Source organism: Tsukamurella sp. II2bb (genome assembly GCF_057815145.1).
In genome coordinates this window covers 203,594-219,222 of record NZ_JBYPZI010000006.1, presented here as the reverse complement: position 1 = coordinate 219,222, position 15,629 = coordinate 203,594, and the positions used below count along the sequence as shown (strand labels likewise).

At 68.4% G+C, this 15,629-nt stretch carries 19 protein-coding genes; 10 read left to right on the top strand and 9 right to left on the bottom strand.

Annotated features, from left to right (window positions below):
* Positions 1 to 9 precede the first annotated feature (9 nt).
* Positions 10 to 804, bottom strand: a complete 795-nt coding sequence (locus tag AC21LY_RS15355; RefSeq protein WP_489047378.1) for a sulfurtransferase — start codon at positions 802 to 804, stop codon at positions 10 to 12.
* Between the two features lie 14 nt (positions 805 to 818).
* On the opposite strand from AC21LY_RS15355, the gene nudC reads away from it, so the two are divergent.
* Together nudC and AC21LY_RS15345 are read left to right on the top strand one after the other, a co-directional pair.
* Entirely contained in the window at positions 819 to 1,721 is a 903-nt protein-coding gene (gene nudC, locus AC21LY_RS15350; protein ID WP_489047377.1) for an NAD(+) diphosphatase, read from the top strand.
* Between the two features lie 80 nt (positions 1,722 to 1,801).
* Entirely contained in the window at positions 1,802 to 2,347 is a 546-nt protein-coding gene (locus tag AC21LY_RS15345; RefSeq protein ID WP_489047376.1) for a hypothetical protein, read from the top strand.
* A gap of 77 nt (positions 2,348 to 2,424) precedes the next feature.
* Here the strand turns inward: AC21LY_RS15345 and AC21LY_RS15340 are convergent, their stop codons facing one another.
* Together AC21LY_RS15340 and AC21LY_RS15335 are read right to left on the bottom strand one after the other, a co-directional pair.
* A complete protein-coding gene (locus tag AC21LY_RS15340; RefSeq protein WP_489047375.1) occupies positions 2,425 to 2,664 on the bottom strand; it encodes a mycoredoxin in 240 nt (79 codons plus the stop codon).
* A gap of 43 nt (positions 2,665 to 2,707) precedes the next feature.
* The gene (locus tag AC21LY_RS15335) at positions 2,708 to 3,145 is read right to left on the bottom strand and encodes a MarR family winged helix-turn-helix transcriptional regulator (protein ID WP_489047374.1); all 438 of its coding nucleotides are present in this window, start codon (positions 3,143 to 3,145) and stop codon (positions 2,708 to 2,710) included.
* Between the two features lie 93 nt (positions 3,146 to 3,238).
* Between AC21LY_RS15335 and AC21LY_RS15330 the strand changes: the two genes are divergently transcribed.
* Positions 3,239 to 3,568 (top strand): rhodanese-like domain-containing protein, encoded by a 330-nt coding sequence (locus tag AC21LY_RS15330; protein WP_489047373.1) that lies wholly within the window; start codon positions 3,239 to 3,241, stop codon positions 3,566 to 3,568.
* Between the two features lie 80 nt (positions 3,569 to 3,648).
* Here the strand turns inward: AC21LY_RS15330 and AC21LY_RS15325 are convergent, their stop codons facing one another.
* Complete coding sequence (locus AC21LY_RS15325) at positions 3,649 to 4,524, bottom strand: hypothetical protein (protein ID WP_489047372.1); 876 nt, start codon at positions 4,522 to 4,524, stop codon at positions 3,649 to 3,651.
* A 29-nt stretch (positions 4,525 to 4,553) separates the two neighbouring features.
* Positions 4,554 to 4,877: a hypothetical protein gene (locus AC21LY_RS15320; protein ID WP_489047371.1), complete on the bottom strand. Its 324-nt coding sequence runs from the start codon at positions 4,875 to 4,877 to the stop codon at positions 4,554 to 4,556.
* 151 nt (positions 4,878 to 5,028) lie between these two features.
* On the opposite strand from AC21LY_RS15320, the gene AC21LY_RS15315 reads away from it, so the two are divergent.
* From AC21LY_RS15315 to AC21LY_RS15305, 3 genes are all read left to right on the top strand, one after another.
* A complete protein-coding gene (locus AC21LY_RS15315) occupies positions 5,029 to 7,119 on the top strand; it encodes an ATP-dependent DNA helicase UvrD2 (RefSeq protein ID WP_489047370.1) in 2,091 nt (696 codons plus the stop codon).
* Positions 7,120 to 7,390: 271 nt separating this feature from the next.
* The gene (locus AC21LY_RS15310; RefSeq protein WP_489047369.1) at positions 7,391 to 8,131 is read left to right on the top strand and encodes a hypothetical protein; all 741 of its coding nucleotides are present in this window, start codon (positions 7,391 to 7,393) and stop codon (positions 8,129 to 8,131) included.
* Positions 8,132 to 8,366: 235 nt separating this feature from the next.
* Positions 8,367 to 8,702 (top strand): hypothetical protein, encoded by a 336-nt coding sequence (locus AC21LY_RS15305; protein ID WP_489047368.1) that lies wholly within the window; start codon positions 8,367 to 8,369, stop codon positions 8,700 to 8,702.
* A 160-nt stretch (positions 8,703 to 8,862) separates the two neighbouring features.
* Here the strand turns inward: AC21LY_RS15305 and AC21LY_RS15300 are convergent, their stop codons facing one another.
* Both AC21LY_RS15300 and AC21LY_RS15295 read right to left on the bottom strand, forming a co-directional pair.
* On the bottom strand, positions 8,863 to 9,819 hold the full coding sequence (locus tag AC21LY_RS15300; RefSeq protein ID WP_489047367.1) for a toll/interleukin-1 receptor domain-containing protein: 957 nt from the start codon (positions 9,817 to 9,819) through the stop codon (positions 8,863 to 8,865).
* Between the two features lie 167 nt (positions 9,820 to 9,986).
* Positions 9,987 to 10,154: a hypothetical protein gene (locus tag AC21LY_RS15295; protein ID WP_489047366.1), complete on the bottom strand. Its 168-nt coding sequence runs from the start codon at positions 10,152 to 10,154 to the stop codon at positions 9,987 to 9,989.
* A gap of 214 nt (positions 10,155 to 10,368) precedes the next feature.
* Between AC21LY_RS15295 and AC21LY_RS15290 the strand changes: the two genes are divergently transcribed.
* The 3 genes from AC21LY_RS15290 (at position 10,369) to AC21LY_RS15280 (ending at position 13,448) form a co-directional block, all read left to right on the top strand.
* Positions 10,369 to 11,157 (top strand): tyrosine-type recombinase/integrase, encoded by a 789-nt coding sequence (locus AC21LY_RS15290; protein WP_489047365.1) that lies wholly within the window; start codon positions 10,369 to 10,371, stop codon positions 11,155 to 11,157.
* Positions 11,158 to 11,736: 579 nt separating this feature from the next.
* Positions 11,737 to 12,021, top strand: a complete 285-nt coding sequence (locus tag AC21LY_RS15285; RefSeq protein WP_489047364.1) for a WhiB family transcriptional regulator — start codon at positions 11,737 to 11,739, stop codon at positions 12,019 to 12,021.
* A 218-nt stretch (positions 12,022 to 12,239) separates the two neighbouring features.
* Complete coding sequence (locus AC21LY_RS15280; RefSeq protein ID WP_489047363.1) at positions 12,240 to 13,448, top strand: acyl-CoA dehydrogenase family protein; 1,209 nt, start codon at positions 12,240 to 12,242, stop codon at positions 13,446 to 13,448.
* Between the two features lie 30 nt (positions 13,449 to 13,478).
* Here the strand turns inward: AC21LY_RS15280 and AC21LY_RS15275 are convergent, their stop codons facing one another.
* The gene (locus AC21LY_RS15275; RefSeq protein WP_489047362.1) at positions 13,479 to 13,838 is read right to left on the bottom strand and encodes a VOC family protein; all 360 of its coding nucleotides are present in this window, start codon (positions 13,836 to 13,838) and stop codon (positions 13,479 to 13,481) included.
* A 48-nt stretch (positions 13,839 to 13,886) separates the two neighbouring features.
* Between AC21LY_RS15275 and AC21LY_RS15270 the strand changes: the two genes are divergently transcribed.
* Positions 13,887 to 14,306, top strand: a complete 420-nt coding sequence (locus AC21LY_RS15270) for a MarR family winged helix-turn-helix transcriptional regulator (protein ID WP_489047361.1) — start codon at positions 13,887 to 13,889, stop codon at positions 14,304 to 14,306.
* Here the strand turns inward: AC21LY_RS15270 and AC21LY_RS15265 are convergent, their stop codons facing one another.
* Entirely contained in the window at positions 14,307 to 15,623 is a 1,317-nt protein-coding gene (locus tag AC21LY_RS15265) for an ABC1 kinase family protein (RefSeq protein WP_489047360.1), read from the bottom strand.
* Positions 15,624 to 15,629: the final 6 nt, after the last annotated feature.

The window sequence follows — 15,629 nt, the reverse complement described above, 5'->3', positions numbered from 1 at the left end:
CAGGGCGCGTCACGGCCCCGTTGCGGCGGGTCGGTCGATCGCGGCGTACTGGGACCATGAGCCGGGATAGAGGCGGCCGCCGGGGAAGCCGGCGTGTTCGGCGGTGAGCAGGTCGTGGCAGGCGGTGACGCCCGACCCGCAGTAGGCGATGAAGTCCTCGCCGGGCCGCAGGCCCGCGCCGGCGAACCGGGCTCGGAGCTGCTCGCGGGGGAGGAGCGCACCGTCGGAGACGTTCTCGCGGCACGGAACGCTGACCGCACCCGGGATGTGCCCCGGGCGCGGGTCGACGGTCTCGTTCTCGCCGCGGAACCGGTCCGCGGGGCGCGCATCGATGACGGGGACCGGGCCGGCGGCGGCCTCGTCGATGGAGGCCAGGCGGTCCGCGGGCCACGGCCGGGGCGTGAACCGCGCGGGCACGGGCTCGACGGTGCCGGTGTCGTCGAGCGGGCCGAGCGGACCGTCGAGCAGCGCCGCCGATTCGCCGAGCGCCCGCAGCAGCCAGACGAGCCGGGCCGCCATGACCCCACCGGCATCGTCGTAGGCGACGACCGTCGCGCCGTCGCCGATGCCGGCGGCGGAGAGCCCGGCGGCGAAGGCCTCCGGGGTCGGCAGCGGGTGCCGCCCCTCCGCGGGCGAGGCGGGCGCGGCGAGGAAACCGTCGAGGTCGATGTAGACGGCGCCCGGAAGGTGTCCGGCGTCGTAGGCCGCGCGGGTGGAGCGACCGTCGAGGTAGCAGCGGGTGTCGGCGAGGATCACCCCGGGGTTGGCGCGCACCCATGCGGCGTCCACGAACGGCTCGATCATGCGGTCAGCCTACGATGTCGAACGTGGCGAAGCTCAGTCTGACCGTGCCCCCGCTCCTCTCCCGCTACCACGTCGACCGCGCCGACGAGCTGCGCGGCGACGACGCCGCCCTCGACGCGGCGTGGGCGACCGCGAAAGTACTGCGTATCGACCCCCGCGGCCGGTTCGATCTGGACGGCACCGACCTCGTCTTCGCCCGCGGGCACGAGGTCGCGGCCACGCGGCCGGAGGGGGCCGTGCTGCTCGGACGGGTCGACGGAACGCTCGTCTTCGCCCTGCGCGTCGAGCAGTTCGACGGTGCCGACCTGCGGATGCGCGGACAGCTGCTCTCCCCGGTCGATTCGGCGCTCCTGGCGCAGGCACTCGGCATCCTCAACTGGCACGCCGCGGCGGCGTTCGCGCCGGGCGATGGCGCTCCGACGGTGCCGGGCCGCGCCGGCTGGGTGCGCACCACCGCTGACGGTCGCGAGGAGTTCCCCCGCACCGACGCGGCGATGATCACCCTGGTCCACGACGGGGGCGATCACATCCTGCTCGGTCGCCAGCACCAGTGGCCGCCGCGACTGTTCTCGCTGTTCGCCGGGTTCGTGGAGCCAGGGGAGTCGCTGGAGCAGTGCGTCGCGCGCGAACTGCGCGAGGAGGCGGGGATCGAGGTCGACGAGATCACCTACGTCGCCAGCCAGCCCTGGCCCTTCCCGCGCTCGCTCATGCTGGGCTTCACCGCGCGCGCCTCGCGCGACGCGGTTCTCGACTTCCGGGACGGCGAGATCGCCGAGGCGCAGTGGTTCAGCCGGACGCAGGTCCGCGCCGCGCTGGCCGCCGGCGACTGGAGCACCGACGCACCCGACGCGCCCCTGCTGTTGCCGAACTCCATCTCCATCGCCCGCTCGATCGTCGAGGCCTGGGCGGCGGGGTAGTCGACGGGATGTGAGTCTCCACCCGGATCTCCACCCGTGGGCCGAGGTACACCGTCGGCGCAGCTCATAGCGTCTTCTCCATGAGCTACTTACGAGGTTTCCTCCCCTGGATCGTCCTGGCGATCGCGTCGTCCACCGTCGGTTGGCAGTGGGGCGCGGTGGGCGCCCTGGCCGCCGCCCTCGTCCTGATCGGCGTCGATCGCCGGGCCGGCGCGCTCGAACTCGGCGGCGCCGTCTACTTCGCCGCCCTCGCGGTGCTCGCCTTCGGGGCGCCGCACTCACCCCTCGAGGCCTACGACGGTGCCCTCTCCTCGGCGTGGCTCGCAGTGATCGCCGGCACCGGTTTCGCGACGCGACGCCCGTTCACGCTGGCGATCGCGCGCCGGTCCGTCGACGCGGAGACGGCCCGGCATCCGATGTTCCTGCACGTCAACATGGTGATCACCGCGGTCTGGGCGGCGTCCTTCGCGGTGGCGGCGATCGTGGGCGCCACCTGCGTGGCGACGGGGGAGCCGATGGCGGTCCGCATCGCCGTCCAGATCGCCGCGTTCGTCGCCCCGGCGCTGTTCACGAAGATGTACGTCGCGCGTGTGGGGGAGCGCCGCGCCGGGCTGGTCGCCGCTTGAGCGAGCGCACCGAAAATCCGGTCATGCGGTTTGCCGATCAGGGGCCGGATGACCGGATTTCGGTGCGGTGTGGAAGGTCAGACGCCGAGCTTGCGCTTGACGTCCGCGAGCGACGGGTTGGTCGCGGTGGAGCCATCGGCGTACTTGACGGTCGGCACCGTCTGGTTGCCGCCGTTGACGCCCTCCACGAACTCGGCGGCCGCGGGATCCTCCTCGATGTTGATCTCGGTCCACTCGATCCCGTTGGCCTTGAGACCCGTCTTGAGGCGGTTGCAGTATCCGCACCACGTGGTGGTGTACATCGTCAGCTGGCTCATATCGCTACTCAACCACGCGGCCTCGTCGGATCTTCCCGCGTGGTCAGCGGCGGGAGACCTTCCCGAGGATGTCGACGAGCGCGCCGAGTTCGGCGTCCGTCACCGTGTCGCCGAATTCGGCCTCGATGTGTCGCATGTAGATCGGCGCGGCGCGGCGGAACGTCGCCAGTCCCGCGGGGGTGATCGTCGCGAACGCCGATCGACGGTCCTGCTCATCGGACCGGCGTTCGACGAGTCCCGCCGCGACCATCTCGTCCACGACGCGGCTGACTCGGGTCCGGCTCAGCACCACCCGTTCGGCGAGTTCGGTCATGCGCAGTCGGGAGTCCGGTGCCGCTGACAGCTCGAGGAGCACGTCGTACCAGGACAGGGGGAGCCCTGCTTCCAAGCGCAGAGACCGGTCGAGGATCGGGACGAGCCGGGCGTTCACCTGTAGCACCGCGCCCCATGCGTCGGCCGCGACCTTCGTGCGTTTTCTCACCTGGAGGAGTCTACGGCTGCAGATAGGTGCGTGCGCACGCAACCAGGTGTACGGTGGGACGCGCTTCAGTCACTTCTTCGGAAAGTAGGAATCATGGTCAACCTCATCAGTCGCGACGACCTTCGCCAGGAGATCGAAGCCGGCACGGTCACCGTCGTCGATGCGCTCGGCGGCGGATACTACGAGAAGCAGCACCTCCCGGGGGCGATCGCTCTCGTCGCCGCCGACGTCGCGGAACAGGCGTCCCGGCTGCTGCCGGACACGAACGCGAACATCGTGACGTACTGCTCGAATCCGCAGTGCCCCAACAGCGGTCAGGTCGCCGAGCTGCTGATCGCCCGCGGCTACACGAACGTTCGCAAGTACGAGGACGGTATCCAGGACTGGGTCGAGAACGGCCTCCCGGTGGAGAGTGCGGCCTGAGCGCTCCTCAGGAGACCGGTCGGGGCCGTCCCGTCGGGCGGCCCCGCACCGCTCCGCGCGGTTGCCGCTCATGCGGTGACTCAGCCGCGAGGCGTTCGGACTCCTTCGCCGGCCCGCCCGCAGGGGGCGTCCGGAGGCACCCGAGCGGCGATCTCCCCGGGGGTGAGCCGCGCTCCGGTGCGGGCGTCGACGACCGCACCGCTGATCAGGACGACGATGGCACGGGCGGCGTGGCCGGGGGACTGCGCCCGTGCCTCGTGCTCGACGAGTGCGAGGAGGGGGCGGGCGAAGTCCTCGATCTTCAGGCCGTCGATCAGTGTGAGGCCGTAGACGTCGAGGATGTGCGTGTACACGGGAACCCACCACTGCACGGCGTACTCGTCGAGGGTGGTCCGCGAATTCCGCACAGCCGGGTGATCGGGCCACATCGTCCGGATCATCTCGGCCAGGCCGAATCGGGCCGGATCGCGTTCAGCGGCGACCTCGCCGGCGGTGACCGCCGAGATCAGGTCCCCCAGGGGACGCCCGACCATGCCGGTCGCGGCGGCGACGGCGGCGCGCGCGTGCTCGTCGGCTCGGCCCGGGCGCAGTGCGTAGGCGACGACATCGTCGAGCCAATCGGAGGCGGTGGCCCAGCGGCGGCGCAGGTTGTTGCGGCTGATGTCCAGGACGTCGGGGCCGAAGCTCTCGAGCGGGAGCAGCCGGGAGAGCAGCGAGGTCTCCTCGCCGGCCGAGGTGGAACCGAGCGCGCTGCGCAGGCCGTCGTGCAGGTGCCGCTCCGCGGCGGCGAGGATGTACTGCGTGACCGCACCGTTCGGTCCGTTGGGGCCCTCGTGTGCCAGCGTGTGCGTGACGATGGACCGGAGGTCGTCGATCACCAGCTCGCCGCGGCACTCGCGGTCACCGGTCGTCCGCGACGTGAGCCATATCCGCTGTGGACCGCCGATCTCCTGCACGCCGTCGAGTGTGCCGCACCGTGCCGCCGTCAGCGCTTGGCGACCGTCTTGCTGCACTCCATGGAGGCCTCCATGACGACGACGTTGTCCGAGACCTCGTCCTTGTCCTGCTCGCCCTTCGCCCAGGCCTGCAGGGTCTTGACGTGCGCCGAGTCGTAGACCTTGTCCAGCATGCAGTCGGCGATCCGCTCGGCGGTCGCGCGATCGGGCTTGGCGGGATTGTCCATCAGTACGGTGACGAGACCGGGGCGGACCTCGTCCCTGGCCGGCTTGCCGCCCGTTGCGGAGCCGCAGCCCGCGAGGAGGGCGAGCGCGGCCAGAACGGTGGTACCGGCGGTGAGCGAGCGACGCATGGAGGTCCTTCCGAGGCGGTTCGAGCGAGCGGTGGCGGTGCCACGCTAGCGACGGATCGGGGCGTGGGGCAGGGGCTGTGTCCCCCCCTCGGGTGGCGGGCACGACGTGCGGCGATCCGACCTGTCAGCCCCGGCTGGAATACTCGACGGCGTGATCGAAGCACTGGACCCGGAGCAGCAGGAGGCGGTTCTCGCGCCGCGCGGACCGGTGTGTGTGCTGGCGGGCGCGGGCACCGGCAAGACCCGCACCATCACGCACCGCATCGCACACCAGGTGTCCACGGGCCATGTCGCCGCAGGTCAGGTTCTCGCCGTCACGTTCACCTCCCGTGCCGCGGGGGAGATGCGGGCGCGGCTGCGCGGGCTCGGCATCGGCGGGGGTGACGGGCAGCCGGGGGTGCAGGCCGTCACCTTCCACGCGGCGGCGATGCGGCAGCTGCGGTACTTCTGGCCCCGCGCCATCGGCGATACCCGGTGGGAGCTGCTGGACAACAAGTTCCCCGTCATCGGCCGCGCCGCCCGCGACTGCGACCTACGGCCCGAGACCGACACGATCCGCGATCTGCTCAGCGAGATCGATTGGGCGAAGGCCTCCCTGGTCACCCCGGAGACCTACGCGAAGGCGGTCGAGGAAGCGGGGCGCACCGCCCCGATGGCGCCGGGCACCGTCGCCGACGTCTACGCGGCCTACGAGCGGCGAAAGACCGACGCCGAGGGCAACCGCCTGCTCGACTTCGACGACCTGATCCTGGTCACGGCCGCGATCCTCGAGGACAACCACGTGGTAGCGGAGGAGTTCCGCGACCGCTACCGCAGCTTCGTCGTCGACGAGTACCAGGACGTCACGCCCCTGCAGCAGCAGCTCCTCAATGCCTGGCTGGGCGATCGCGACGACCTCACGGTGGTGGGCGATGCGAACCAGACGATCTACTCCTTCACCGGCGCCACCCCGAACTACCTGCTCGACTTCACCCGCCGGTTCGAGGACGCCACGATCGTCCGGCTGCAGCGCGACTACCGGTCCACGCCGCAGGTGGTGGCGCTCGCCAACAAGGTGATCGGCGCCGCGCAGGGCCGCGTCGCCGGCACCCGCCTCGAACTCGTCGGCCAGCGCCCGGACGGGCCGGCCCCGGTCTACGCGGAGGTCGACGACGAACCGGCCGAGGCGAAGCTCGTCGCCAAACGCATCCGCGAGCTCCTCGCGAGGGGCGTCCCCGCCAGCGAGATCGCGATCCTGTACCGGATCAACGCCCAGTCGGCGGTGCACGAAGCCGCGCTCACCGAGGCGGGCGTCCCGTACCAGGTGCGCGGCGGCAGCGCGTTCTTCGAGCGCCCCGAGATCGGCCAGGCGCTGCGCGCCCTGATGGAGCGCGCGGGCCAGTTCGGCGGCGTCTCCGGCGACGAGCTGCTGTCCCTGGTCAGGGGTGCGCTGGAACCGCTCGGGCTGACCGAGCAGCAGCCCGACGGTGCCCGTGCCCTCGAGCGGTGGCAGGCCCTCGACGCGCTCGTGGACCTGACGAAGAACCTCTCCGCCGAACGCGCGGGACTCACGCTCGCCGAGCTGATCGGCGAGCTGCGCGCCCGCGCGGAGGCCAAGCACCCGCCCACGATGCAGGGCGTGACCCTCTCGTCGCTGCACGCCGCGAAGGGCCTGGAATGGGACGCGGTCTTCCTCGTCGGCCTCACCGAGGGCTCGGTGCCGATCTCGCAGGCCATCGCCAAGGGGGATCCCGAGCCGATCGAGGAGGAGCGCCGGCTGCTCTACGTGGGCGTGACCCGTGCCCGCGAGTACCTGCACCTGTCCTGGGCGCTGGCCCGTAACGAGGGCGGTCGCCGGACGCGCAAGCGCACCCGCTTCCTCGACGTGGTCGCGGGCCAGGCGGATGCCGGCGCGTCGCGCCCCGACTCGGGTCCGAGCAAGGGCAAACGCCGCTCCTCCGACATCTGTCGCGTGTGCGGCCGCATTCTCGACACCCGCGAGGAGAAGCTGCGTTCGCGCTGCGAGGACTGCCCCTCGGACCTCAACGATGCGCTGGTGGAGGCGCTCAAGATCTGGCGCACCGGCCAGGCCCGGGATCAGCAGGTGCCGCCGTACACCATCTTCTCCAACGCCACCCTGTTCGCGATCGCCGAGCACCTGCCCCGCACCCGGGCACAGCTGGTGCGGATCAACGGCATCGGCTCGACCAAGATCGACAAGTACGGTGACGAGGTGCTCGCGCTCGTCGCCGAGCACGCCTGAGGACTGTAAAAGCGCAGGTTATGCGCATGATGGCCGGTGATGTTCGGTCGTGCACGTCGGGAGCGTGATCGCTACCCAGGCGAATGTGACCGGATGTGCGCGAAAGGGCGTATCTGAGGGCGTACAGCGTTGCGCCCGTGTGGGTTTCCTGCTCTATGCCGAGAGGTCGCGATGCGCGACTCCATCGCCCCAGCCTTGCCGGTGCACCTAGGCTCGTGCTTGCGTGTGCGGATTTGACCCGCCCCATCACCTCGGTGGATAGGCTTACGCGGTGGCCCAGCAGCGCACCCGTGAGGACTTGCTCGAACTTTTCGACGAGCAGATCGAGTTCCTGGAGCGATCAAACGCGTCTTTCGACGAGGGCCACCTGAGCGAAGCGAAACGGCTGGCGGTAACTCTGCGTGTGCTATTCCACAACACGAGGGCGTCCCATGCGCTTATCCACCAATTAGGCTTCGAACGCGCGCTCACCTGGGTAGACACATGCGGGATTCCTGATCCAGATAATCTGATGCCGCAGTGGGGTCTTGTTGTAATGGGAATGAATCTCGAGAACAACGAAGCCCTATTTAAACCCAGGTTGGACGGTGGCGCACCGACCAGCATCCGCACGAAGACGCTTCGCCTACCGCGTGGGTCTCGCATCCTGTTAGACGAATGGTGGACGGAGCCTGTGGCCAAGGATGCGTCCCACGCGACGTTCTCTCGTAAGGATTTCGTACTTGCGCTGAGCAATAAGGAGGGGGGAGCGCACGTCGATCCACAAATTCATGAGGCGTACAACCGGATTGCGCGCCTCAACTCGATGGGTTGGACATTTTCAGTGGAGCCTGACGGCAGGCGGCTGCTTACCAGTTCGCCGATTTCTCTCGACGGCGCCCCGACCGATGCGACCGCCGCCACCCTCGATCCAGACGAGATCGCGTTGAGCAACCCGGTTCCTTTTATGGTTCGTCAGATCTCGTACGAGGCCGTCGAGTCGGTGAGACAGCAGCGCGACCGGATCAGGTAGCGATCGGTTCCCAGTTCATCCCGTGCGCCTCACGTGTGCGCGTGCACGTCGATGTGCGCGCATCACGCAGTCAGGCGCCCATCGTCGCGCTCAGGCATCCGCGTGGACGCGCTCACGCACCATCGCTGACGTCGCTCTTTGGCCTACGACTTTGGACAGCCGGCCCCGGTCTCTTATGGTCCTCACGTTCAACCGTGAGCAACGCTCACGACCACGACCGAAAGGACCAACCATCATGTCGAACTTCACCACCATCGAGGTCGCCAAGACCCTGGGCACCGACGCCAAGTCCCTGCGCAAGTTCCTGCGTGCAATCGGGTACGACAACCGCTCGACCGAGGGTCGCGCTCGCTACGCGTTCACCCAGCGCGACGTGACCTCGCTGTCCAAGAAGTACGAGACGTACAAGGCCGAACTGGCGGCCAAGGCCTCCGACGAAGCCGAGAAGCCCGCGCCTGCTCGCAAGCCTCGCGCCAAGAAGCCCGTGTCCACACCCCAGGTCGAGGTGACCGAGGACGAGGAACTGTCCGACGACATCGACGCAATCGCTGAGGACCTCGACGAAGCCTGACCGCCCGATACTGACGCTGTGCCCGTCCCGCACCAACGGGGCGGGCTCAGTGGAGTATCGAGCAGTTGAGAGGACCGGCCCTCAGCGTCCCCGTGACGTCCTTACGGTGCGTGACCGAGCAACTACGCATCGACGCGCACACGCTCCCCCACGGACGAACTCAGACCTGGTTGAGGTATGCCTCGTACGCGTCGATGTCTGACGCGACCACCTTGCTCGCGGGCTGCCGCCGAAGGAAGTCGATGATCACACGTGGGTAAGGCTTGTCCCAGTCCTCGTCTCCGCTTATTCTCACGTTTGCGCGACTGACCTGACCGTTCTGCTTAGTCGCTTCCAGCAGCCGTGAGCATTGGTCTGCATCGAGGGACAGTTCTCGTAGGTGCCCCCAAATCTCATCGGTCTCGTGAAAGTGCTGAGACTCACGCATGCCTAAGATCAAGGACGACGCCATTGGCCCTGCAAGCTCGGGAGCCTTCTTCAGCCTGGTGAGGATCTTGTCGCAGATTTTGGTAGGTTCATCCGTGCGCATCGGGTTTGCTTGCAGCTTGCCAAGAAAGCCGTAGGGCGTCGCACCGAAATTGAGTGGCAGGACCGGGATGCCTCGTCCCATCATCCAACCCACTTCTTGGTCGCACCACGCGCTATCCTTGAATCCCTCATGCAGGAATACTACTCCGGCATGGCACTTGCGGAGACCGGTCTCGATCTCCTCTCGCCACTCGGCGTCATCCTCGATCGAGTCGTGAGCAACAAACAACTCGATCCCGAACATTTCGAGTTCCTTGCCAACATTACCCACGAGCTTGCGATGTTTGGTCAGATGGGACGCAAAGATGAAGAGGGGGTCATTCCCCTTGACTGTAACTGCGGTTGCCACAGGAACCTGCGACTTGGGAACCTCCAGTTCGAAATGCTCAGCGAGATCAGCTAGCTGCTCGTTCGTCGCCTGCCCGAGTATCTCGGTAAATGAGGGCCCGTTGTTGTCATAGAGATCGAACCCCTCGACCCCATAGCTGTTGAGAATGAGCGCCTTGCGATCCCAGTTTAGATCTGGGTTCTCGATCTCATTGACAATCGCGAGGATGAGATTGATTCGATCCTTCGTGCTCAACGCCACTATTAGTTCCCCTCCACAGATGCAGCTCGACTGTGAAGTGGATCATGCCATACAGGTACGACACGTCCGCTATCGCTGAGATGCCCTGCGGCGCAGTGTATCGCTACGTATGCGTACGACCTCCGGCGAGCGTGCGTTGGGCGCTCACGGACACGCTGAGGCCTCTCTTACGCGATGTCTTCGAGCGCGTCGTACTCACGCATCGCCTGACGCTCTGCCACACGCTCGTTGGCGAGCATCAGCGCCTCGATGAGCGCGGGGAGGTCATGGTCAGATTCGAGGTCCTCGTACTGCGCGGCGTACGCCTTACGTGCTGCCTCGCTGACTGACGACATTCGCGCTGGTCGCGGCTTGGGTGCGCGCGGTGGGAGCCCTCGCCGGCATCGGGCACGCGCTGCGCCTGTGGGTGGGTGCTTGCAGTGCATGTGCGACCCGGTCGTCATGGTCGCATTGTCGGAGACGCCACCCGGCCTTTCAGTAGCCCGCGGTCTACTTACCACTGATCCCACACCAGGGCGCGAGGGGTACGCGGACTCGACTCTCCGGTCGATGTACGTGGTGCTGCGCGCCGCGCTCGATGGGGCAGTGCGTGACGGGCTGATCGCCAAGAACCCGGCTGCATCGGTATCGCGCCCTCGTATCGACCGTGAAGAGGCACGCGTACTCACGCCCGAGGATGTCCGTCGGGTCCTAGAGGGCGCTCGCACGAGTCGTTACTACGTCGCCGTCCTGCTGCTCGCACAGAGCGGTCTGAGGCGCGGTGAGGCAGCAGGGCTGAAGTGGTCGGACGTGGACCTCGACAAGAGGGAGATCGACATTCGCCACACGCTCACTCGGGTCAACGGGGAGCACGTGCTGTCCGCGCCCAAGACGAAGCGCTCGCGGCGTCGTATCCCGATCACCGACGAGATGGTGCGCGAACTGCGGGCGCTGAGGAAGCGCCAGCTCGAGGAACGGTTGAAGGCCGGCACGGCATGGTGTGGACACGAAGAGATGGTGTTCACCAACCACCTCGGCGACTTCGTCTCCGCTCAGAACCTCTTGCCGGTCGTACGCGCTGCGGCCCAGAACGGGGGAGTGGCCGACCCCGACTCGATCACGCCCCACACCCTCCGTCACTCGGCGGCGACTGCATGGCTCGAAGCCGGGGTGCATGTTCGCGCGGTCGCTGACCTCCTCGGCCACTCGTCCATTACGACCACGCTTTCGACCTATGCCCACGTGCTGCCGGGCTCGTCTCGAAGCGCCGTCGAACAACTCGCCGAGGCACAGCGAGGGAGTAAGGGCGTAACTGAAGGGCGTACGGAGACGCCTGGGGCGATCCGATCCCTCTCCTGACGTGGCGGAGGCCCTTCACGGGATCTATAACCGCAGGTCAAAAATAACTTGTGCGGATACTTTCGTACGCATACTGTGGAACACGACCGCACGGGATGACGCGCGAGGTACCGCCTCGCCCGCCGGAACGTGATTGACCAGCGCGCGAAAGGAGGCAAACGACATGAACAACGCAATCAACACCGCCAGCAAGCAGTTCACCGCAGCAGAGGGTGGAGTGTTCGCAGCAGTAGCGGTTCGTATCGAGGCCTCCCACGCCCAGCCCGGCATGTCGCCCCGCCTGTGGCGACTGCGCCAGGAGCCGGCAACGCCCGCCGTCGATCACGAACCGCTATCGCGCCCCGTGTGTTCCATGCGACGAGGTTAGGTCCCCAGACCCACCTCCTCTCATTCACCACGGGACCCGCCGCCGCGCGGAACCCGTGGATTCGCGGTCCTTCGTCCCCCTCGCACCGTCGGGGATCGAGGGCCGCCACACGGTTCGCGCACTCACCCAGAACATCCTGTGCGCCTGACCGGGCGCCGCTACCGAGGCCACCTGATCCGAAGGTGGAATGGTGATTAGAAGTGCCGACCATCATGGACGAACGACCGGTCGTCCGGAGCATCGATTCCGTCAGTTTCAGTATTGAGAGCCGCGTGCCCTGTCGCGCCGGCGATCCCGACCTCTGGTTCGCCGAGGCCCCGTCGGACCTCGAGCGCGCCAAGACCCTCTGCGAGACCTGCCCCCTCCAGCGCGCCTGCCTGGCCGCCGCCCTCGAGCGCGGCGAGCCGTGGGGCGTCTGGGGCGGCCAGATCTTCGAGCAGGGCGTCGTGATCGCGCGGAAGCGTCCGCGCGGCCGGCCGCGCAAGAATGCGGCCTGAGCGCAGTGAGCCCCGATCCTCGCGCGGATCGGGGCTCACTCGTTTCCGGGCCTGCGCGGCGCCGGGTCGGCCGGATGATCGCCGCGTACCTGCGTGTGTCGCGCGTTGTGTGGGGTGACTCGAAAGCGGCTCCGGCGTTGTCCGCGGAACATTGAGGTCCTGTTGTGATGCGGCGCACAGTTGAGATAGGCCGAATCGACTGAGAGTAAGGACGCCCGATGACGGACCAGACCACCGAGGCCCTGGCGGCGGGCATCGCCCGCTCCCGCGACACGGACTACCTGGACATGGAAGCGCTGCTCTCCGAAGAGGAGAAGGCCCTGCTGGTCAAAGTCCGCAAGTTCGGCGACAAGGAACTGCTGCCGATCGTGAACGACTACTGGGAGCGCGGCGAGTTCCCCTTCGAGGTGTTGCCGAAGCTGCGCGAGCTGAAGATCGTGGGCGACACCATGACCGGGTACGGCATCACGCCGATGACCGCGGTGGGGCAGGGCCTGGTCTCTTACGAGCTGGGCCGGATCGACGGCAGCATCGCCACTTTCCTCGGCGTGCACGTGGGCCTGGCGATGCAGTCGATCTACATCCTCGGCTCCGAGGAGCAGCGCGAGCGGTGGCTGCCGGCGATGGCGAACCTCGACAAGATCGGCGCCTTCGCGCTCACCGAACCCGACCACGGCTCCGATTCCGTCGCGCTCGAGGCCACGGCCACGCGCGACGGGAGCGACTGGATCTTGAGCGGCCTCAAGCGCTGGCCCGGCAACGCGACGTGGTGCGACGTCATCGTCGTCTTCGCCCGCGACACCGGCGACGGCAAGGTCAAGGCCTTCGTCGTGGAGAAGGGCGACCCCGGATACAGCGCCACCAAGATCGGCGGCAAGGTCTCGCTGCGCATGGTGCAGAACGCCGACATCGTGCTCGACGACGTGCGCGTCCCCGACGACCGTCGCCTCGTCAACTGCAACGGCTTCCCCGACGTCTCCAAGGTCCTCATGGGCACTCGCAACGCGGTCGCCTGGTCGTCGACGGGGCACGCCGTGGCCGCCTACGAGATCGCGCTGACCTACGCGCAGCGCCGCATCCAGTTCGGCAAGCCGATCGCCGCCACCCAGAGTGTGCAGAGCACCTTGGTGGAGATGCTCGGCGACGTGACCGCCATGCAGCTCTACTGCATCCGCCTCGGCCGCCTGCTCGACGAGGGCGCGGTCACCGACACCATGGCGGCGCTCGCCAAGTACTACTGCAGCGTCAAGGCCCGGCACGTCTGCCGGATGGCCCGCGATGTGCTGGGCGGCAACGGCATCACCCTCGATTTCCACGTCATGCGCCACCTCTGCGACATGGAGGCGCTGGTCACCTACGAGGGCACCGCGGAGATCCAATCGCTCCTCGTGGGACGCGAGGTCACGGGCAAGAGCGCCTTCGTCTGAGCGGTGCGCGTGCCCGTCGCCGACGGGGCGTCACGCGCGGGCCGGCGCCGCTTGCGAGAGGCAGACGAGGTGACCGTCCGGATCGCGCACGACGGCCATCCGCTCGCACCACGGCCGGTCGGAGGGCGCGTCCACGACGGCGCCGCCGCGTCCGGTCCAGGTCGCGACGAGCGCGTCCAGATCCGGCACGCGGAAGCCGAGCGCCACAGCGGTGTCGCTCGGGGTGGCGGGTCGTTCGTGCAGCATGACCTCGGTGCCGTCGTCGGTGGCCAGCCAGGCGAGCTCGCCGGCGGTGCCGGTGCGGCGCAGGCCGACGACGTCCTCGTAGAAGGCCAGGGCCGGCCCGAGTGCGGTGACGGAGACGACGAGGCGGGAGATCGACGCGGTCATGGGCGCGACGCTACGATGATCGACAGGTACCTGTCAATAGGGGGACGGATGGACCGAGCGCAGCTGCTGACCGAGCTCGTCGACGAGGTCTTCCGCCTGAACGCCGTCCTGCTCGCGGAGGGCGACGAGCTCGCCGCCGGCATCGGCACCACCGCCGCAGGGTGGCGCGTCCTGGGATTGCTGGTCGACGGTGCCGCCACCGTCGCCGACGTGGCGCGCCGTCGCGGCCTGCGCCGGCAGAGCGTTCGCGAGACCGTCGAACGGCTCGAGCGGGACGGCCTCGTCGTTCGTGCGCCGAACGCAGCGGACCGGCGGGCCCCCTTGGTGGAGCTCACCGACCGCGGCCGGTCGGCCCTGCGCGAGATCGAACCGGCGCGCGCCGCGTGGGCGGCGCGGCGCGCGGCGGACCTCGACGGTGCGGACCTGGTCACGGCGCTGCGCCTGCTCCGGCACCTGCGCCGGGAGTGATCAGTCCTGGCCGTCGAGCAACGGGATCCAGTGCTCGACGATGGCGCGGTACGGCGCCTCCGCCTCCATCTGCGAGCAGATCCCGACCATCCCGAGCAGCACCCGGAAGAGCATCACGTACTCGGGCGGCAGGGCCAGCTTCCGGCCGGTCTGGAACTGCTCGCCGCGCACGTCGGTCGCGGTGTAGGCGGCCTTCATGAGCCACTTGCGGGTGAAGTGGAAGCTCTCCGAGCGCAGCGGATCGACGTAGGGCGCGAGATAGCTGCGGATCTCGTCGGGCGTGATGTCCAGGCGCGGCGGGATGAAGCCCTGGCTGCGGAGCAGCGGGAAGAGCGCCTCGTAGTCCTCGTCGCGCGCGAGCCGCAGGATCTTGCCCACCGCGGGGGGAATGCCGCCCGGGTACTCGGCGACGGCGCCGAAGTCGAGGGCGATGAGCCGTCCGTCGGGGGCGATCATGAAGTTGCCGGGATGCGGATCGCCGTGCAGGAGTCCGGTGCGGGCGGGGGCGCTCACCTCGAACTCGGTGAGTTTCGACGCCGCGTCGTTCCGCTCGGCCTGCGTGCCGCTGCTGATGACGTCGCGCAGGGGCCGTCCGGTGACCCATTCGCTGATGATCACCGTCGGCGCGCTTGCGAAGACCTTCGGCACCTTGACGTTCGGGTCACCGTCGAAGGCCTTGGCGAACTTGCGCTGGTTGGTGGCCTCGTACCGGTAGTCGAGCTCCGCCTCGGTGCGGTCGGTGAGCTCCTGGACCAGCGATTTCACGTCGGCGCCCGGCGTGAGCGGCTTGAGCACCGAGCTGAGCCGGCCGAGGGCCTTGAGATCGGCGCGCAGGGCCTCGTCGGCACCCGGGTACTGGACCTTGACGGCGACCTCGCGACCGTCCGACCAGACGCCCCGGTGCACCTGCCCGATCGACGCGGACGCGGCGGCGTCGTCGTCGAAGGAACTGAACCGGTCGCGCCAGCCCGTCCCCAGCTGATGGTCGAGGACCTTGTGCACGGTGGCCGCCGGCATCGGCGGCGCCTCGTTCTGCAGCTTGGCGAGTGCATCGCGGTAGGGCGCCGCGTACTCCGGCGGTACCGCGGCCTCCATCACGCTCATGGCCTGGCCGAGCTTCATCGCGCCGCCCTTGAGCTGCCCGAGGACCTCGAAGAGCTGCTCCGCGGCCTTGGCCTGCAGATCCGCGTTGACCTCGTCCTTGTCGGCGCCCGCGAGACGCTTTCCCCAGCCGACCGCCGTGCGGCCGGCCATGCCCAGCGGCAGTCCCGCGAGCTTGGCGGTGCGCTTGGCGCTGCCACGGGTGATCTCGGACACCTGGCC